This is a genomic window from Methylobacterium sp. 391_Methyba4, assembly GCF_029691625.1.
Taxonomy (GTDB): Bacteria; Pseudomonadota; Alphaproteobacteria; order Rhizobiales; family Beijerinckiaceae; genus Methylobacterium; species Methylobacterium fujisawaense.
In genome coordinates this window covers 3,980,794-4,000,028 of the sequence record NZ_CP121475.1, presented here as the reverse complement: position 1 = coordinate 4,000,028, position 19,235 = coordinate 3,980,794, and the positions used below count along the sequence as shown (strand labels likewise).

Genomic DNA, 19,235 nt, shown 5'->3' with positions numbered 1-19,235 from the left:
GCGAGACGCCTCGGCATCGCCGCACCCACACGGAGCCGCCATTCTCCCCGAGATACGGACCCCATCGAGAGGTCCGGCGGAGGAAACGGCTTGGGCATCGTGTCATCGAGCTATGTCGGACGGTCCGTGGAGCGCGTCGAGGACGCCGCCCTGCTCTCCGGGCTCGGCCGCTACATCGACGACCTCGGCACGCGGCCCGGCACGCTGCACGCGGCAATCCTGCGCTCGCCCCACGCCCATGCGGACATCCTTGGCATCGACGTCCAGGTGGCCAAGGCGCTGCCCGGCGTCACCGCCGTGGTCACGGGCCGGGACCTCGACGCCGTCACGACCGGCCTCGTCCCGGCCTTGCGGGCGGCCGTCGATGCCCGCGCCATCGCGGTGGACCGGGTGCGTTATGTCGGCGAGCCCGTCGCCATCGTCGTCGCCCGCGACCGCTACCTCGCGGAGGATGGCTGTGACCTGATCGAGGTGCAGTACCGGGTCCGCCCGGCGGTGGTCGACCCGCTGTCGGCCCTCGCCCCCGACAGCGAGATCCTGCACGAGGGCGTCGGCGCCAATTGCGTCAGCGACCGCCGCTTCCGCTACGGCGACCCCGAGGCGGCCTTCGCGGACAGCCCGCACAGCCTGTCCGTGACCGTGCGCTACCCGCGCAACACCGGCTCGCCGATGGAGACCTACGGCGTCGTCGCCTCCTACGATCCCACCGAAGATTCCTACGACGTGCTGGCGAACTTCCAGGGGCCGTTCAGCATCCACGCGGTGGTGGCCCGGGCGCTGAAGGTGCCGGGCAACCGCCTGCGCCTGCGCACGCCCCCCGATTCCGGCGGCAGCTTCGGAGTGAAGCAGGGCGTCGCGCCCTACGCCGTGCTGATCGCCGCCACGGCGCGCCTCGTGGGCCAGCCGGTGAAGTGGATCGAGGACCGGCTGGAGCACCTCTCGGCCTCCGTCTCCGCCACGAACCGGGTCACGACCCTCCGGGCCGCCTTCGACGCGGATGGGCGCGTCACCGCGCTCGACTGGGATCAGGTCGAGGATTGCGGCGCCTACCTGCGGGCGCCCGAACCCGCCACGCTCTACCGGATGCACGGCAACCTCACCGGCGCCTACGCCATCCGCAACGTCGCCGTGCGCAACCGGGTGGTGCTGACCAACAAGACGCCGACCGGCCTCGTGCGCGGCTTCGGCGGGCCGCAGGTGTACTATCCGCTCGAACGGCTGATGCAGCGCATCGCGCTGACGCTGGGCCTCGATCCCTTCGCGGTGATCCGCCGGAATCTGATTCCGGCCGACGCCTTTCCCTATCGCACCGCGACCGGCGCCCTCTACGATTCCGGCGATTACCAGCGCGCCCTCGATGAAGCCGCCCGGGACGGCGGGCTCGATGAGCTGAAGCGGCGGCGGGACGCCGCCCGCGCCGAGGGCCGCCTCTATGGGATCGGCCTCACGGCGGCGGTCGAGCCCAGCGTCTCCAACATGGGCTACATCACCACCGTGCTGACGGCGGAGGAACGCGCCAAGGCCGGGCCCAAGAACGGCGCGCAATCGACCGCCACCATCACCCTCGATCCCGTCGGCTCGGTGACGGTGCAGGTCGCCTCGGTGCCGCAGGGCCAGGGGCACCGGACGGTGCTCGCCCAGGTGGTGGCCGACGTGCTCGGCCTCCCGATGGAGCAGGTCCGGGTCACGGCCGACCTCGACACCGCCAAGGATGCGTGGTCCATCGCCTCGGGGAACTACGCGAGCCGCTTCGCCGCCGCCGTGGCGGGGGTCGCGCACCTCGCCGCCACCCGCCTGCGCGACAGGCTCGCGCGGATCGCGGCGGCGCAGCTGAACCTGCGTCCCGAGGATTTGCTCTTCGCGGGCGGTCGCATCGCCTCGCGATTGAACCCGGATGCGGGCCTGCCCTTCGCGCGGGTGGCCGCCACGAGCCACTGGTCGCCGGGCCTCGTGCCCGAGGATCTCGGCGCGGTGATCCGCGAGACGGTGTTCTGGACACCCCCGGAACTGACGGCGCCGGACGCCGAGGACCACATCAACTCCTCCCTCTGCCACGGCTTCATCTTCGACATCTGCGGCCTGGAGATCGACCGGGTCACCGGCAAGATCATCATCGATCGCTACGTCTCGATGCACGATTGCGGGCGCATCCTGCACCCGGGCATGGTCGAGGGGCAGGTGCGCGGCGGCTTCGCGCAGGCGCTCGGCGCGGCGGTCTTCGAGGAACTCTCCTACGGCGACGATGGCGCCTTCCTGTCCGGAACCTTCGCCGATTACCTGCTGCCCACCGCGACCGAGGTGCCGGATCTACGCATCCTGCACGTCGAGAGTCCGTCGCCCTTCACGCCGCTCGGCGCCAAGGGAGTCGGCGAGGGCAACTGCATGTCGACTCCGGTCTGCCTCGCCAACGCGGTGGCCGACGCCCTCGGGCTTGAGGCCATCGACCTGCCCCTGACCCCCGCCAAGCTCGCTGCCCTCGCGGCGGGCGGGGAGGAACGAGCGCCCCCCGCCGGCCACTCTGCCCCGAAGCCCGCCACGAAGACGGGCGACCGCACCTTGCGTGGGGAGGGCTCGGCCACCGTCACGGCTCCGCCGGAGACGGTCTGGGCGATGCTCCTCGACCCGGACGTGCTCGCCTCCGTCATCCCCGGTTCGCACGGGGTGCGGAAGCTTTCCGGCACACGGTTCCAGGCCGACGTCACCCTCGGCGTCGGCCCGGTGAAGGGCCGCTACAAGGCCGAGGTCACCCTCAGCGATCTCGATGAGCCCCGGGCGGTGACGCTCACCGGCACGGTGACGGGTGGCCTCGGCAGCGGCGGTGGAACCGGCCGCCTGACCCTGGAGCCCGACGGCGCCGGGGGGACGCGGATCGCCTACGTCTACGAGGCGGCGGTGGGCGGCAAGGTCGCGGCGGTGGGCGGGCGCCTCCTCGACGGGGCCGCGCGGGTGATCATCGGCGGATTCTTCACCGCCCTGGCTCGGCGAGCCGGCGGGTCCGGCGAGCGCAGGCTCCGCCTCCCGGCCGCCCTGCGACGGCTCCTCGCACGCCTGGGAGTGTCCGCATGAAGCCCGCGCCCTTCGCCTATCTGCGCGCGACGTCCCTGGACGACGCCTTGGAAGCCCTGCGCCAGCACGGCCCCGAGGCTCGGATCATCGCGGGCGGCCAGTCCCTGATGCCGATGCTCAACATGCGGCTGACGAAGCCCGCCGTGCTCGTCGACGTGATGCGCATTCCCGCTCTCAAAGAGCCCCGTCTCGACAAGGGGGCTCTCGTCATCCCGGCGGGCGTGCGGCAGGCGATCCTGCTCGACCGGCCGGGGCTCGCCCGGGACCTGCCGCTGCTGGCCGCCGCCCTGCCGTGGGTCGGGCACATCCAGACCCGGGCACGGGGGACGCTGTGCGGCTCCGTCGCCCATGCCGACCCGAGCGCGGAAATCCCCCTCTGCCTCGTGGCGCTGCAGGGCGAGATTCACCTGCGCAGCCGCCGGAAAGTCCGGCGCGTGGCGGCCGAGGACTTCTTCACCGGCATGATGGTCACCGACCGGGCCGACGATGAGATGATCGAGGCCATCGCCTATCCCCTCCGCCGGGAGGGCGCCGGCACCGCCTTCGCCGAGGTGGGGCGTCGGCACGGCGACTACGCCATCGTCGCCTGCGCGGCGGTCGTGGACGGCACCCGGATGCGGCTCGCCGTCGGCGGCGTCGCCGACCGGCCCACCGCCCGTGACTTCCCCCATCTCGCCGGCTCGGCGCTGGACGATGCCCTCAACGCCTTCGCCTGGGACCTCGGCGCGGGGGACGATCTCCACGGCACCGCCCGCTACCGCCGCGACCTCGTGCGGAGTCTCGGCCGCCGGGTGCTGGAGGAAGCGGCCAGGGCCGCAAGAGGCGACACCCATCAGGAGGCCGTGCCATGCCACAGCTAGACGCGAAGGGCCGTCACACGATGGCCTTCACCCTCAACGGGCGCGAGACCACGGTCGAGGTCGAGACCCGCACCCTGCTGACCGACGCCCTGCGCCACGGGCTCGGGGCCACGGGCACGCATGTCGGATGCGAGCACGGCGTCTGCGGCGCCTGCACGGTGTCCATCGACGGGGTGCCCGCCCGGGCCTGCCTGACGCTGGCCGTGGGGGTCGAGGGTTGCGCCGTGCGGACCGTCGAGGGTCTGGCTCCCGAGCCAGGCCGGCTCGGAGTGCTGCAGGCGGCCTTCCGGCGGCGGCACGCCCTGCAATGCGGCTTCTGCACCGCCGGCATCCTGATGTCGCTCGATGCCTATCTCGTGCTGCGGCCGAACCCGTCGCGCCGGGAGATCACGGAAGTGATCGGCGGCCATCTCTGCCGCTGCACCGGCTACGCGCCGATCATCGAGGCCGCCCTGGAGGCGGCTGCGGAACTCAGGGGCGACATCCCGGCCCCGTCATCCCCGGAGGCCGCCCATGCTTGATCTCGGCACCAGCTTCCTTGCGAGCGTCTCCCGCGATCCCCGCGCCCTGGCCCTCGTCGACGGGGAGACCCGGCTGACCTACACGGAGTGGTTCGCGGTGATCTCCGCGACCGTCGCGGGGCTCGACCGGCTCGGGCTGAAGCCCGGCGACCACCTCGTCACGGTCCTTCAGAACCGGCACGAGGCGGCGACCCTGCACTGGGCCTGCCAGTTCGCGGGTATCGTGATCACGCCGATCAACTGGCGGGCCAAGGCCGAGGAGATCGATTTCGCGATCGAGAACGCGCAAGCCCGCGCCATCGCCTACGAACCGGTCTCGACCGGGAGCCTGCGGGATAGCGCGGCGTCGCAGCGGATCCCGCGCATCGCCGTCGGCACGCCACCCGGCCCCGGCGAGACCGCCTTCGCCGACCTCACCGCCACCGAAGGCCCCCCGGCGACGCCCCGGGTCGACGCGGAAGCGATCTCGCTGATGCTCTACACCTCCGGCACCACCGCCAAGCCCAAGGGGGTGCCACGGCGACACCGGGCGGAGCGGGCGGCGGCGCTCGCCCACGTGGCGCAGAACCTCTACGGGCGTGGCGAGCGGACGCTCGGCGTCATGCCGCTCTACCACACGATGGGCGTGCGCTCGCTCCTTGCCATGTCGCTGATCGGCGGGACCTTCGTCTGCCTGCCGCGCTTCGACGTGGCCGGGGCGCTGCGGCTGATCGCGGCCGAGCGGATCACCAACCTCTACCTCGTGCCGACCCTCTATCACGACCTCGTGCACCACCGGGATTTCCCGGCGACCGACACGACCTCCGTGCGCAAGCTCGGCTTCGCCGGGGCGCCGATGACGGACGGCCTGCTCGCCCGCCTGACCGAGGCGTTCCGGCCGGACCTGTTCGTCAACCATTACGGCTCGTCGGAGGTCTACACCTTCACGATCAACCACGAGGCGGCGGTGAAACCCGGCTCGGCCGGGCGGGCGGGCCTCAACACCATGGTGCGCGTCGTGCCCATGGGGGGCGACCCGGACCGGACCGCCGCGCCGGGCGAGGAGGGCGAGATCGCCGTCATCGCCAAGGGCGACGAAGCCTTCGAGGGCTACTGGCATCGCCCCGAGGCCGACGCCAAGGCCTTTCGCGACGGCTGGTACTTCACCGGCGACACCGGCTTCGCCGACGCCGATGGCGACCTCTACGTCACCGGCCGGGTCGACGACATGATCATCACCGGGGGCGAGAACGTCTCGCCCGTCGAGATCGAGAGTCGCCTGTCCCTGCATCCGGCCGTGTCCGAGGTCGCCGTCGTGGGCCTGCCCGACGAGCGCTGGGGCCGGATCGTGGCGGCCTTCATCAAGCGGAGCGGCAGCACCGACGAAGCGGCGCTCGACGCCCATTGCCGTGCGGGCGGCCTGCCGAGTCACAAGCTGCCGCGCCGCTACGTCTTCGTGGACGAGATCCCGAAATCGCCGGTCGGCAAGCTGCTGCGCCGTCAGCTCGTGGCCGGCGAGTACGTGCCCGAGGGCGAGGCCGAGCCCCGCGCCGAAGGCCACGAGGCCGCCTGACACCCCCCAACGAATTTCAGCGAGAGCCCTGCCCCATGACGAGTGACACCCCCACCATCGACCCGCGCCTGACGAACCTCGACGGCTTCCGCGTCGAGATCGATGCCGAGCGCGAGCGTGCCGACGTGATCCTGGCGCGGCCGCCGATGAATGTCATCGCGATGCCCCAGCGCGACGAGATCCGGAAGGTGTTCGAGGCGCTGGACGAGGATCCCCGCGTGCGGGTCATCGTCCTGCGGGCGGAGGGCGAGCACTTCTCGTCGGGGGGCTACATCAAGGGCTTCCTCGACGCCTCGCCCGAACACGTCTCGAAGCTCGCCTGGAACATGGCGGCGCCGGCCCGCTGCTCGAAGCCCGTCATCGCCGCCAACCGTGGCTACACGTTCGGGGTCGGCTTCGAGATCTCGCTGGCCTGCGACTTCCGCATCGTCTCCGAGACCTGCCGCTACGCGCTTCCCGAACAGAAGCTCGGCCAGATCCCCGGTTCCGGCGGCTCGGCCCGGCTCCAGAAGATCGTCGGTATCACGCGGACGAAGGACATCGTGATGCGCTCGAAGCGCATCCCCGGCCGGCAGGCCCTCGACTGGGGCATCGCCACCGAATGCGTGCCCGACGCGGACCTGGAAAAGGCCACCGACGCCCTCGTGGAGGAGCTGCGCGCCTTCTCGCCCATCGCCCAGCGCACCGCCAAGAAGCTCCTCAACGACACCGAGGACGCGAGCCTGTCCATCGCCATCGAGCTCGAGGGACACTGCTACAGCCGCCTGCGGCAGGCCGACGACTTCCGTGAGGGCGTCGAGGCGTTTCACGCCAAGCGCGCCCCGCGTTTCACCGGCTCCTAAACCCACCACGCCGGGGGGGGCTGCAGGGCAGCTCCCCCCACCCCCGTGACCCCCACGGCACCGCTTCGATCCCGCCCCGGCGGGACACGATGGCGCGCGCCCTGATGGCCCCCGTCCCGACCCAGAGCCCGAACCGGCCCACCGCGGCAACGACCGCATCCCCCGGAGGAACCCCATGCAGACCGCCGCAACCTTCGCATCCGATCCCCCCGCTCACGCCAAGCCCACGGGCCGGCAAACGGCGACGGCCGCCATGGCCTCGCTGTTCGGCTGGGGGCTCGATCTCTTCGACCTGTTCATCCTGCTCTACGTGGCGCCCGTCGTCGGCGCCCTGTTCTTTCCGGCCGACAAGCCGATGCTGTCGCTGGCGGGAGCCTATGCCTCCTTCGCGGTCACGCTGCTGATCCGGCCCCTCGGCTCGGCCCTGTTCGGCTCCTATGCGGACCGGTTCGGCCGGCGCCGCGCGCTCATGGTGGCGGTGACCGGGGTCGGCCTGTCGACGGCGGTCTTCGGCCTCCTGCCGACGGTCGGCCAGATCGGATGGCTCGCCACCGCGATCTTCCTGATCTTCCGCCTCGTCCAGGGCATCTTCGTCGGCGGCGTGGTCGCGGCGTCTCACACGATCGGGACGGAATCCGTCCCGGAGCGGTGGCGGGGGCTGATGTCCGGGGCGGTCGGCGGTGGCGGCTCGGCCATCGGCGGCCTGCTTGCCTCCCTGGTCTTCTACGTCGTCTCGCTCATGGCGCCGGGAGAAGCCTTCACCGACTGGGGCTGGCGACTGATGTTCTTCTCGGGTCTCCTGACCTCGGTGATCGGCCTGATCCTCTTCCGCAATCTCGAGGAATCCCCGATCTTCAAGAATCTCCAGGCCCGGAAGGCGGCGCTCCGGGCAGGCGCTCCGGCGGAGGCCTCGCCGATCCGCTCCCTGTTCTCACCGTCCAACCGGGGAAGCTTCGCGGTCGCGACTCTCATCTCTTTCGGCGGCGGCGCGGCCTACTACCTCACGTCCGGCTACCTGCCGACCCTCCTCAAGCTCGTGAACGGCGTGCCGAACGCCACCGCCTCGATGATCCTGATCGGCGCCAACGTCGCGGCGGCGATCGGCGCCTGCGGCATGGGCGAACTAAGCCAGCATATCGGGCGCAGACGGTCGTTCCTCGTCATGGGCGTCGTCCGCCTGCTCGCCTTTCCCGCCCTGTTCCTGACCATGGCGAACACGACGAGCCTCGTTGGGGTCGCGGCCTGCGCCTTCCTGCTGGCGCTCATCGCCAACGCCAGCTACGGGCCGCTGTTGATCTTCCTCAACGAAAAGTTCCCGACGGCGGTGCGGGCCACGGGGACGGGCCTGACCTGGAACATCGGCTTCGCGCTGGGTGGAATGCTGCCGACGCTCGTCTCCCTCGTCGCCGACGGGCCGACGCAGATCCCGATGGTGCTGGCCGTCGTCATGACCGGCGTCACCCTGGTCTATCTCGTCGGTGCCTTCCTGACCGACGAGACGCAGGGCAATCTCGACCGGGCCTGACGATACGGTTCTGCGCGGGCGGAGGCCTCCCATGACGAGTGATCCCCTCTGGACCTTCGCCTGCGCGTTCTACGGCCGGCCCGGCGTCGCCGCGGCCTGCCTCGCGCTCCAGGACGAGGGCGGCGCCGATGTGCCCCTGCTCCTGTACCTGATCTGGTGCGGGAGGACCGGACGAAGGCTGGACGCCTCGGCGCTCGCCGGAGCGGAAGCCCGGATCGGCCCCTGGCGTGGGCAGGTGATCAGTCCCTTACGGGCGATCCGCCGGGCGATGCGGTCGGACATCCTTTCGGGCCAGACGACGGAGGCGCTCCGGGAGCGGATCAAGCTCGCGGAGATTGAGGCGGAGCGCCTCGCCCTCGCGGCTCTCTTCGAGGCCGCGCCGGTCCCGGATATGCCGGCGAGTTCGGGCGGCGAGGCCCTGGCCCTCTATGCCGCGCATCTCGGCCGGACCTGGCCGGAGGCACCGCTGCGGGTTCTCGCGACGGCGCTGGAGGGCTGAGCGCCGGTCAGCCTTCTCCGCTCCGCCAACGCCGGACGCCGGGTGCGTCGATGTCGAACAGGTCGAGAACCCGCCCGATCGTATGGTCCACCATGTCGGCGAGGCTCTCCGGACGCGCGTAGAAGGCCGGAACCGGCGGGGCGATGATCGCCCCCATTTCCGAGAGCGCCGTCATGGTGCGGAGGTGGCCGGTGTGGAGGGGAGTCTCCCGCACCATCAGGACGAGGCGGCGGCGCTCCTTCAGGGTCACGTCGGCGGCCCGCGTCAGCAGGCCGGATGTGACGCCGGTCGCGATCTCGGCCTGACTCCGCATGGAGCAGGGCGCCACGACCATGCCGCGGGTCCGGAAGGATCCGGAGGCGATCGAGGCGCCGATATCCCCCTGGGCGTAGGTCTTGGCGGCCAGGGCGCGGACGTCGGCGACCTTGAGGTCGGTCTCATGGGCCAGCGTCACCTCGGCCGAGCGCGACATCACGAGATGGGCCGGGATCGCGAGGTCGCGCAGGATTTCCAGGAGACGGATCCCATAGATCACCCCCGAAGCACCCGAGATGCCGACCACGAGGGGCAGCGGTGTCATCGTTCCTCCCGGCCGCAACGGGCGCGGCGACGTTGCCGGTGACAGTATCGGGGTGTGCTCGCCCGTGTCGAATAACGTCGGCTGATCGCTGCCATCAGTCCGGGGGGCTCAACCGGTGATGATATGGGCCTGGAGTGCGGCCGCCGCCGCGTTCAACTCCTCCTCAAGGATGCCGATGAGGAGCTGCGCCGCGTGGCTGAGCGGTTTCTGCGGATGGTGGATGATCACCAATTCGCGGGCGATGCGCGGCGCGACGATGCGGTAGGCCTTGAGGGACCCGTCGGCGAGCTGTCGGCTGATGGCGATGCTCGGCAGCACAGTGAAACGCGTCGAGCGCGCCACGAAGTCCGCGATCGCGGGGGGCAGGTCGAGTTCGAGCTTCGGGCACAGGGTCACGTCCGCGGCGGCGACACGGCGGTCGAGTTCGACGCGCAGGCCGTGGCGGGTCGACGGCAGGATCAGGTCGAGGGCGGCGAGGTCCGCCATCCGGAGGGGCAGGGGCACCGGCAACGGTGTGTCGCGCCCGCCGACCACGACCATTTCCTCGTCGAGGAGGGGTGCCATGACGAGGCCGAGGCGGCGGGCCGGCCGGTTGATCACCGCGAGGTCGAGGGCGCCGCTGCCGACGCCCTCGATGAAGGTGCTGCTGTAGCCATCGGCCAGCGACAGCTCGACCTCTGGGTAGGCCGCCGCGAAGCGAGCGAGGACGCTGGGGATCACGCTCATCGACAGGGACGACAGGATGCCCGCCGTGACGCGGCCCGACACGGTTTGGGACAGGCGCGCCATGGCCGCCCGGGCCTCGGCGACATCCCGCTGGATCGGGTGGACCAGCCGGTGCAGCGTCCGGCCGGCGGCTGTCGGTACCATGGCCTTCGGCTGGCGGTCGAACAGGCGCTGGCCGAGTTCCCGTTCCAGCTTGGCGATCTGCATGCTGAGCGCGGGCTGGACGACGTTCATCCGCTGCGCGGCGCGGGTGACGCTGCCCTCCTCGAACAGGGCGACGAAGTAGGAGATCTGACGGAGATCCATACACGGGACCCGGGCGACACGAGCAACGCGCCAGAGGACCATGTGCGGGCCGGTCGGCGCAATTCAAACCGGCTGATGGGCGGCATCACCAATCGTTATTTTTCCCGCCTGCGGGAAGAGCTTAACGCTTCCTCCCCTGGCAAGCTTGGTTCAGACGACCCCGCCGTGAGGACAGCATGAACGCGCCCACTCCCGTTCGTTCCCTCCGCGACTGGCTCGATCGGCTGTCCGGGGATGGGCGCCTCGCCATCGCGCGGCCGGGAATCGGCTTGCGCCACGAGGCGGCGGCGGTGGCGAACCGCCTCGACGGCCGGCAGGCCAGCCTGTTTCCGCAGCCCGGGGGGCATCCGGGCACCATCGTCTCGGGCCTCGTGTCGAGCCGGGCCTGGATGGCGGAAGCCCTCGGCACCACGCAGGATCGCCTCGTCGCCCATTTCCAGCAGGCCGCCGCCCAGCCGCTCCCCTGGCACGAACGCCACTCCGCCCCCGCGCAGGAGGTCGTCCACCGGGAGGGACTCGACATCCTGAAGCTCCTGCCGGTGCCGACTCTAAACGAGCACGACAGCGGCCCCTACATCTCGGCGGGCCTGATGATCTCCCGGGACCCGGAGACCGGCCTGCAGAACGTCGCCATCCTGCGCTGCCAGATCAGCGGTCCGGACAGGATCGGCGTGCTGGTCCTGCCCCGGCATACCGACAATTTCTACCGCAAGGCCGAGGCCCAGGGCCGGGGCCTCGAAGTCGCCCTCGTGGTCGGCGTCGATCCCGCCTGCCTCCTCGCATCCCAGGCCATCGTGCCCCTCGGCCACGACGAGTTGGAGATCGCCGGGGCGCTCACCGGCCAACCCCTCGACGTGGTCAAGTGCCTGACGAACGGCGTGCGCGTTCCGGCGAACGCAGAGATCGTGATCGAGGGCCACCTCCTGCCTGAAATCCGCGAGCCCGAAGGGCCGTTCGGGGAGTTTCCGCAATATTACGGGGAGCGGGCCAAGCGGCACGTCATGCGGGTCGATGCGGTAACGCACCGGCGCGACCCGATCTTCCACATGATCGTCGGGGGCGGTCTGGAGCATCTGTTGCTGGGGGCGATCCCCCGCGAGGCCACGATCCTCGCGACGCTCCAGCGCAGCTTCCCCGGTGTCGAGGACGTGCATCTGTCCCTGGGGGGAGTCGGCCGTTACCACCTCTACGTCCGCCTGCGGAAGACGCAGGAGGGCGAGGCCAAGAACGTGCTGCTCGGGGCCTTCGCCGCCCACTACGACATCAAGCACGCCGTCGTGGTCGATACGGATGTCGACATCCACGCCCCGCAGGAAGTCGAATGGGCGATCTCGACGCGGTTCCAGGCGGACCGAGACCTCGTCGTCATCCCTCACGCCCAGGGCTCGAAGCTCGATCCCTCGGGCCGCGAGGGGGTCGGCGCGAAGATGGGTCTCGACGCGACCGTTCCCCTCGACGCGCCCCCCATGAAATTCAAGCGCATCCGTGTTCCCGGCGAGGCCGAGGTCGATCTCGACGCGGTGCTCGCGTCCGGCGCCGACTGGCGCGCGGCGATCGGCTGATCCCGTGAACGCCTTGCCCGAAACGGTCGACGTGTTGATCGTCGGCGGGGGCTCTGCCGGCTGCGTGATGGCCCACCGGCTCTCCGCCGACCCGCGGCGCCGGGTGCTCCTCGTCGAAGCCGGCATCGATACACCGCCGGGCCGGGTGCCGGCGGAGATCCTCGACAGCTATCCGATGCCGCTGTTCCATGGCGACACCTACATCTGGCCGGGGCTCGACGCGGCGGTCACCCGCGACTCCCGCGGTCGCATGCGGCGGCGGGCCTACGAGCAGGGCCGGGTGATGGGCGGCTCGTCCAGCATCAACGTCCAGGCGGCCAACCGCGGGCTGCCCCGCGATTACGAGGCCTGGGCCGCGCTCGGCGCCGAGGGCTGGGCCTGGGACGACGTGCTGCCGTATTTCCGCAGGCTCGAGACCGACCTCGATTGCGGCGGTCCGCTGCACGGCCATGATGGGCCGCTCCCGATCCGGCGCATCCTGGAGCCCGCATGGCCCCCCTTCGCCCATGCGGTCGCCCGCGCCTTCGATGCGACGGGGCTGCCCCGGCGCGTCGATCAGAACGGCGAGTTCGAGGACGGGATCTTCCCGCCGGCCTTCTCCAACCGGGACGACGCGCGGGTCTCGGCCGCCGCCGCGTATCTGGACGTGGGGACGCGGGCCCGGCCGAACCTCACCATCGCCGCCGGCCTCGAGGTCCGTTCGCTGGTGATGGACGGGCGCCGCGCGACCGGGGCCGTGCTGCGGCGGGGCGACGGATCCGAGCAGCAAGTGAGCGCCGCCTCCGTGGTCCTGTGCGCCGGCGCTCTTCAATCGCCGGTGCTGCTCCTGCGTGCCGGGATCGGCCCGGGCGATGCGCTCTCCGCCTGCGGGATACCCGTCCGGCTGGCCCGTTCGGGCGTCGGCGAGAACCTGCGGGACCATCCCGCTTTGACGATGGCCCAGGTCCTTCCCCGCTCGCTCCGGCTACCCGAGACCTTCCGGCGCGCGAGCTTGCTGGCCCTGCGCTATACGTCCGGCCATCCCGGAGGCGGCGCATCCGATATGTATCTCACCGCCTCCGCCCGTGCCGGCTGGCACGCCCTCGGCGGACGCCTCGCGCTCTACTTCCTCTGGGTGAACCAGCCGCACTCGGTCGGGCGCCTGCGTCTCGATCCGGCGAACCCATCCGGCCCGCCCGACATCGACCTCGGCCTGCTCTCGGACCGCCGCGATCTCGAACGCCTCGCCTCGGGGATTCGGCTGCTCAGCGACCTCGTGGTCTCGCCCACCCTGAACCCCCGCTCAGACGACCTCTTCCCCGCGAACTATTCGCCGCTGATCCGCCGGTTGAGCGCCGTCTCCCCTCGCAACCGGCGGCTCACCGGCCTCCTCGCCCCCGTGTTCGATGCACCGGCCATGCTGCGCGCCCCGCTGCTGCGCGCCGTCCTAGGCGGCCACGCTTGGGCGACAGTGCTCCAGGACGATGGCGCTCTCGACGACTTTGTCCGGGACAACGTCTTCGGGGTCTGGCATGCGAGCGGTACGTGCCGCATGGGCCGGGCCGACGATCCCGGCGCGGTGGTCGATCCGGGGGGGCGCGTCATCGGAACCGAGAACCTGTCCGTCGCCGACGCATCGGTGATGCCCCGCCTTCCTAGCGCAAACACGAACGTCCCGACCTTGATGATTGCGGAAAAGATCGCGGAGAGGATGATGGTGGAGATGGGATGATCCCTCTCGACACATTCGGCACCTTTGCGGTGGCCGACCTACGGCTGGAATACCGTTTCGTCGGTCCGCAGCCGGACTTGGCGCCGACGCTGGTGTTGCTTCATGAGGGTCTCGGTTCTGCCACGCAGTGGGGCCCGCTGCCGGAAATTCTGGTCGAGACGACCGGATGCGGTGTCCTGGCCTTCTCGCGGCAGGGTTACGGGGCCTCAAGCCCGGTGCCTCTGCCCCGCCGGGCCGACTTTCTCGAACAGGAAGCTTGCACCATACTTCCCCAGGTCTTCGACCTCGCGGGACTGCGAAGCGGCCTGCTGATCGGCCATTCCGATGGCGCCTCGATCGCGGCCCTCGCGTTGGCGGAGGGCGACACCCGCGTGCGGGGCGGCGTCCTCATCGCGCCCCATTTCTTCGTCGAGGAGGCGACGCTGGCCGGGGCCCGACGGGCCCGGGACGCCTACGACAAGGGCGATCTGAAGGTCCGTCTCGGTCGTCGGCATACCGATGTCGAGGGCGCCTTTCGCGGCTGGAACGACGCTTGGTTGGATCCGGCTCGGCGCGGATGGACAATCGAGACAGCCCTCACGCGATGGACCGTCCCGGCACTCATCATCCAGGGAACGAAGGATGCTTACGGAACCAAGGCCCAGATTGCTGCCGCTCGCAGACTTTGCCCCGCCGGTCTGCTGACTGTTTATGAGATGCCGAATGTTGGGCATCACCCACATCGCGAAGCGTTGGCAGAAACTGCCGACGTCATCGCCCGCTTCGTCACCCATGTCTTGAGCAGAGATTAAGTCTTCCCAAGACAAGGTCTGATTGGCCTTGACACACACACTGTCGCGAGGCCGGGTGCCGGCCCCTGTCCCGTGGGGAGGGGCAGGAGGCGGTGTTAGGTTCGTTGACAGGGTTATTTGGACTCACCTGCCTCCCAGGCCTCACCCAGATCGAGCTTTCCGGATCCGGGCGAGGACCAAGCCCAGCCGTGGTACTGGGCCCGTTCGCCCACGTTGCCGCCCGACAGCTTTCGGCGAATTCACGTCCTCGACGGAATGACCGGATTGGATCGGGTAAGACGCTGTCCGTTTTTCCAGCAAGCCCCCTCCAGAGCGGACCGGCCGCTTTCGGCCAGTGTCGGTCTCACCGGTAGGCCCGTCGGGATGACTGGGGTGGGTGGAAAGCTGCCAGTCTGCTTCCGGATACAGAAATAAAAAGGCGGACATCCGGGGTTAGGCAGGAGTTGGCTGCAAGCTAAATAGTTACTTCGGCGGAACTATTGTTAAGCCGACCGCTTCCTGACAATCTAAAGCAGTCGTTCCTGATCGACCGCCGCCCCTTTTGATGGAGGTAGCTAGACCCTGAGGGCCACATGCTCCTGGTTCTTCGGGAGTACCCAGCACAAGCGAGACGATCCTGGCGAAGGCGCTCGTAGTCAGTCGTTCCGCAGCCTCTGAAGGGCGAAAGAGGGGCGGCCTTTAAACGCAACATCAGGTTCGGATGGTCAGGGATCCCTGGATGGGTTTCCGTCAGCCGACGCAGACATAGGTCATCAATGACCGGCGGGCGCGAGGCCAGCCTCGTCGGCGTTCCGCGCGGACGCGAGGTGCCGCCCATGTTCGACACGACGAAAGTAGTCGCCAACGCCCTGGGCGAACACCTCGCGCTTACGTACCAGCGCACATTCGGAAGCCGCGAGCCACGCTACGCCGAGATCATCGAGGCTTCCGCGCGGCTCACGATCGAGCGCATTGTCGGCAGCGACGCGCTCTACCACGACGGCGACCACACGATCCTCGTCACCCTCGTCGCCCAGGACATCCTGCGCGGACGTTTCCTCCAGCGGGGCGTCACGCCCGAGGATTGGCTGCATATGATCCTGGCCGCCCTCTATCACGACATCGGCTACGTGCGCGGCGTCTGCGCGGGGGACAGGGCCAACGCCTTCGTCATCGACGCCCAGGGCACGACGGTAGGCCTGCCGCGCGGCGCCTCGGACGCCGCCCTGACACCCCACCACATCGAGCGCTCCAAGCTCGCGGTGCAGGAGCGCTTCGGCACGCACAACATCGTCGACGCTGGCCGCGTGATACGGGCCATCGAGCTGACGCGCTTCCCGGTGCCCGAGGACGACGAGCACCGGGAGACCGGAACGGAGGCGGGCCTCCTGCGGGCAGCCGACCTGATCGGGCAGCTGGGCGACCCCCTCTACCCGCGCAAGCTCAACGCCCTGTTCCACGAATTCGTAGAGGCCGGGCTCGACGGCCAGCTCGGCTACGACAGCCCGGCCGACCTCGCGGAGCGCTACCCGGCGTTCTTCTGGGGCAAGGTCGAGCCGGTGATCGGCGATGCGGTCCGTTTCCTGGACCTGACGGTGGAAGGGCGTGTCTGGATGGCCAACCTCTACGCCCACGTGTTCGCGGCCGAGCACGACCGCCGTCGAATGGGTCCCCATCCCGGTTGAACGCGGGAAGGCGGCGGTGGCACGCCACGCATATTTAGTTGAAGCATGCACGGGTGACCGGCTCGGCGAGTAGCCGCAAGCCACCCCGGCTTCCGCCAGCATGCGTGTAGGGTTTCCCCCGACAATGGGCCGGGTTTGCACGGACTCGATGCGCGAGTTGGAGAGATTACGTTGTCGTCAACCGTTCAACTCGCAGCCGGCGACGTCCTCGCCCCAACACCAGTGAAGGATCACGTCTCCGACTGCGGCGACCAAGCGTCGACCGATGCCCGGCATCAGTGCGGACGACGGCCGATCAGAGCCGGTCGACTACCTCACGGAGGTCATCATGACGCTTTCCAACATCGTGGTCAGCCTCGATGCCAGCGCCTCCACCCCGGGAAGAGTGCGGCTGGCCTGCAACCTCGCCAGAAGCTTCGACGCGACCCTGACCGGCGTGGCCGCGCAGGATCCCCTGCCCATCTCGATCTACGGGAAGGGATCGTACCTGGACAGCAACATCATCGAGATCGCCGCCGCCAGCGCAAGGGACGAGATCTCGAAGCAGCAGGCGGTCTTCCATGAGATGACCAGCGGTTACAACAAAGCCCAGCTGCGCGTGTACGACAGAGAGCCGCTGGGGTGCGTGATCGAGGAATGCGCGCGCGGCGACCTGCTGGTCGCGCGAGGCCTCGACGACGGCGATTCCGGTGAGATCGTCGAGGCGCTCAGCCCGGCCGAGATCATCCTGCGTGCGGGTCGCCCCGTGCTCGTCACGCCTTCGGAAGCGGATGACCTGTCCCTCGGGTGCGCCATCATCGCATGGAAGGACACGCGCGAGGCCAGGCGTGCCGTCGCGGATGCGCTGCCGCTGCTGCGGAGGGCGGAACGCGTGCTTCTCCTGACTATTGCGTCGGCGGAGGCGAACACGAACGCCGAGGCGACCGAGGCCTACCTGAAGGGCCACGACGTGCAGTGCGAGCGTGTTGAGCTTCCCGAGACGGCAAACGTCGCGCAGGCGGTGGCCGGTCTTGCCCGAGACGAGGCGGCAGGTCTCGTGGTGGCGGGGGCCTACGGGCACTCGAAGATGCGCGAGCTCGTGTTCGGCAGCGTGACCCACGAGCTTCTCACGTCGCTTCGTACCCCCTGCCTGTATAGCCATTGAATGTCACCCATCGGTCGGAGCGTTTGCGCTGTTTTCGAGCGTCGACCGCCGGCACGGCCGTCATGCCTGACCCGCGCCCGTAGAGACCGACACAATCCGAGTTTGCCGAAGGAGGGCACGGCAAACGGTTCCCGAAGAGGTGAGCCGAAATAGGACCACAGGTCCCGAGCCCTTGAAAAGTCTGGAGAGGAAACGCGACGGCCGCCCGCTCATTCGGGGCGGGCGGCTACGAAACCCAGGGACGATGCACAAACAGACACGGCGGCAAGTCGCCGGAACGCGCCCGTGCCCTTCATTGCGGTGCGGGCTCTGAAACGGATGAAACACGGGCTTCGAGAAGGCCCGATCCGAACGCGACTGCCACGCTATCCGCTCTCAACTTCAGTCCTGCCAACCTAAGGAGCTCCTCCAACATGAAGCTTACGCTTGTCCTCGCCGCTACGGTTTCGGCGCTCCTGATCGCTCAGCCCGCCGCCGCCAAGCCGTTCGGAAGCTCGGTCGAGGCATTGTCCGCCGGAGCCCTCCCGACGAGCTACGCCCAGTACCGCCGCTTCGGTCCTCGGCACCATCGCTACGGCCGCCATTACGGCTACCGGCGCGGCTACGGCTACCGCAGGGGGCCTGGTGTGGGTGCGGCCGTCGGCGCCGGTATCGGTGGCCTGGCCGCCGGGGCGCTCATCGGCGGCGCCATCGCCAACTCGCAGGCACAGGCCGCCCGGGGCGCGGCGGATGCCGAGGCGGTCGCCGCCTGTGCCCGCCGGTTCCGCTCCTACGATGCGGCGAGCGGCACGTACCTAGGCAACGACGGCGCACGCCATTCCTGCCCCTGACCTTCCGGACCGCTCTCACGAGGGTCGCACCTCCGGCGGCACGACGCGGCCGCCATCCGAAAACACGTTCACCCAAGGATATCATGCGCCTGCGCATCCTCGTGCCGCTCGCCGGCCTGCTGGCACTCGCCGCATGCAAGGACGAGAAGGCGGAGACGCCACCGACCAATCCGGTGGCTCGTCCTACCACACCGGTACCGGCCAACCCTGCTTCCCCCGTCGTGCCGGCACCGGCCACCAAGCCCCCTGCCGAGAAGCCCGCTAGCCAGTAAGCCGCAGCATCACCTGAGGCGGTGGCGCTCCCGGCACCCACGTGACGCGGAGGCGCCGGCGTCTCAGGACTTCAGCCGACGACCTCCAGCGCGCCGGAAACGAGGTTGGAGGCCATCAGCAGGCAGAACGCGGCGAGCATGGCCGTCGCGACGATGCCGAGGACGAGGTCGGACGTGCGGGGCTCGCCCGGACCCTGGCCGTTCAACGCGACGTGTCTGACGCGGCGGGTTCGGATCAAGGGTTGCGGCATGGCCGGCCTCCGTCCTGTGTCGTTCTAATGATCGGGAAATGGATGCCTTAGGCGGCCGCTCGCGGTCGACGCCTTGGGCGGGTTAGGACGTTAGGGCGATCAGGAGCCCTAGGACGCACACCAGGCCCGGAGCCCACAGCCACCAGCGCGGACCGCCCAAACCATGGCGGGGCCGCGGTTCTCGTTCGCGGGGCTGGGAAGCTCGCTTGGCCAGCGCCGCCACTTGCGGCAACACGAGGGCGCCACCTCAACCGAGCCTGCCGGCGGTACGTCAATGCGACGGCGGAACGACATCGTTCGAGTATCGCGTGCCTGCGCTGCCAGGGGCAAGCTCGCCTGAGGCATGGTCGTCGGCAAGCTCGGGCACGCTCAAGCCGCCACCGAACCGTGCCAGGTCCTCGACAGAGTTCTTCCGCGCCGACAACGGGACCGTCCAGACCGCTCCCGCGGGTGCGGTTGGTCTCGGCAAGTCAACCGTTCGGCCACGCCAATCCTGAATCGCGCCGGGATTTTCGGAGGCTCCAACTCTTGAG

At 69.7% G+C, this 19,235-nt stretch carries 17 protein-coding genes; 14 read left to right on the top strand and 3 right to left on the bottom strand.

Going from position 1 to position 19,235, the window contains the following annotated elements:
- Window positions 1-90 precede the first annotated feature (90 nt).
- The 7 genes from P9K36_RS18795 (at window position 91) to P9K36_RS18765 (ending at window position 8,865) form a co-directional block, all read left to right on the top strand.
- Window positions 91-3,066, top strand: coding sequence for a molybdopterin cofactor-binding domain-containing protein (locus P9K36_RS18795; protein ID WP_278305717.1), 2,976 nt, complete (start codon window positions 91-93; stop codon window positions 3,064-3,066).
- On the top strand, window positions 3,063-3,926 hold the full coding sequence (locus P9K36_RS18790) for an FAD binding domain-containing protein (protein ID WP_070999602.1): 864 nt from the start codon (window positions 3,063-3,065) through the stop codon (window positions 3,924-3,926). Before P9K36_RS18795 ends, P9K36_RS18790 begins: the two co-directional genes overlap by 4 nt.
- Window positions 3,914-4,447 (top strand): (2Fe-2S)-binding protein, encoded by a 534-nt coding sequence (locus tag P9K36_RS18785; protein WP_278305716.1) that lies wholly within the window; start codon window positions 3,914-3,916, stop codon window positions 4,445-4,447. Before P9K36_RS18790 ends, P9K36_RS18785 begins: the two co-directional genes overlap by 13 nt.
- On the top strand, window positions 4,440-5,999 hold the full coding sequence (locus P9K36_RS18780; protein ID WP_029357552.1) for an AMP-binding protein: 1,560 nt from the start codon (window positions 4,440-4,442) through the stop codon (window positions 5,997-5,999). Before P9K36_RS18785 ends, P9K36_RS18780 begins: the two co-directional genes overlap by 8 nt.
- Window positions 6,000-6,034: 35 nt before the next feature.
- Entirely contained in the window at window positions 6,035-6,841 is an 807-nt protein-coding gene (locus P9K36_RS18775) for an enoyl-CoA hydratase-related protein (RefSeq protein WP_029357553.1), read from the top strand.
- A 175-nt stretch (window positions 6,842-7,016) separates the two neighbouring features.
- The gene (locus P9K36_RS18770; RefSeq protein WP_091861417.1) at window positions 7,017-8,366 is read left to right on the top strand and encodes an MFS transporter; all 1,350 of its coding nucleotides are present in this window, start codon (window positions 7,017-7,019) and stop codon (window positions 8,364-8,366) included.
- A gap of 31 nt (window positions 8,367-8,397) precedes the next feature.
- Complete coding sequence (locus P9K36_RS18765; protein WP_029357555.1) at window positions 8,398-8,865, top strand: TIGR02444 family protein; 468 nt, start codon at window positions 8,398-8,400, stop codon at window positions 8,863-8,865.
- Between the two features lie 7 nt (window positions 8,866-8,872).
- Here P9K36_RS18765 and P9K36_RS18760 read toward each other — a convergent pair whose 3' ends face one another.
- Together P9K36_RS18760 and P9K36_RS18755 are read right to left on the bottom strand one after the other, a co-directional pair.
- Window positions 8,873-9,445 carry a UbiX family flavin prenyltransferase gene (locus P9K36_RS18760; RefSeq protein ID WP_029357556.1) on the bottom strand — a complete coding sequence of 191 codons (573 nt, stop codon included), beginning with the start codon at window positions 9,443-9,445 and terminating at the stop codon, window positions 8,873-8,875.
- 108 nt (window positions 9,446-9,553) lie between these two features.
- Window positions 9,554-10,477, bottom strand: a complete 924-nt coding sequence (locus tag P9K36_RS18755) for a LysR family transcriptional regulator (RefSeq protein ID WP_278305715.1) — start codon at window positions 10,475-10,477, stop codon at window positions 9,554-9,556.
- 176 nt (window positions 10,478-10,653) lie between these two features.
- On the opposite strand from P9K36_RS18755, the gene P9K36_RS18750 reads away from it, so the two are divergent.
- The 7 genes from P9K36_RS18750 (at window position 10,654) to P9K36_RS18720 (ending at window position 18,451) form a co-directional block, all read left to right on the top strand.
- Complete coding sequence (locus P9K36_RS18750; protein ID WP_029357558.1) at window positions 10,654-12,039, top strand: UbiD family decarboxylase; 1,386 nt, start codon at window positions 10,654-10,656, stop codon at window positions 12,037-12,039.
- Between the two features lie 4 nt (window positions 12,040-12,043).
- On the top strand, window positions 12,044-13,750 hold the full coding sequence (locus P9K36_RS18745) for a GMC oxidoreductase (protein ID WP_029357559.1): 1,707 nt from the start codon (window positions 12,044-12,046) through the stop codon (window positions 13,748-13,750).
- A complete protein-coding gene (locus P9K36_RS18740; RefSeq protein ID WP_179698146.1) occupies window positions 13,747-14,541 on the top strand; it encodes an alpha/beta hydrolase in 795 nt (264 codons plus the stop codon). The genes P9K36_RS18745 and P9K36_RS18740 overlap by 4 nt, the downstream gene beginning before the upstream one ends.
- An 815-nt stretch (window positions 14,542-15,356) precedes the next feature.
- Complete coding sequence (locus tag P9K36_RS18735) at window positions 15,357-16,205, top strand: metal-dependent phosphohydrolase (RefSeq protein ID WP_278305713.1); 849 nt, start codon at window positions 15,357-15,359, stop codon at window positions 16,203-16,205.
- A 265-nt stretch (window positions 16,206-16,470) separates the two neighbouring features.
- Entirely contained in the window at window positions 16,471-17,349 is an 879-nt protein-coding gene (locus tag P9K36_RS18730; RefSeq protein WP_278305712.1) for a universal stress protein, read from the top strand.
- A gap of 413 nt (window positions 17,350-17,762) precedes the next feature.
- Window positions 17,763-18,179: a BA14K family protein gene (locus P9K36_RS18725; protein ID WP_172685424.1), complete on the top strand. Its 417-nt coding sequence runs from the start codon at window positions 17,763-17,765 to the stop codon at window positions 18,177-18,179.
- Between the two features lie 83 nt (window positions 18,180-18,262).
- Window positions 18,263-18,451, top strand: a complete 189-nt coding sequence (locus P9K36_RS18720; RefSeq protein WP_278305711.1) for a hypothetical protein — start codon at window positions 18,263-18,265, stop codon at window positions 18,449-18,451.
- A 71-nt stretch (window positions 18,452-18,522) separates the two neighbouring features.
- Here the strand turns inward: P9K36_RS18720 and P9K36_RS18715 are convergent, their stop codons facing one another.
- A complete protein-coding gene (locus P9K36_RS18715) occupies window positions 18,523-18,702 on the bottom strand; it encodes a hypothetical protein (RefSeq protein WP_172685422.1) in 180 nt (59 codons plus the stop codon).
- Window positions 18,703-19,235 lie beyond the last annotated feature (533 nt).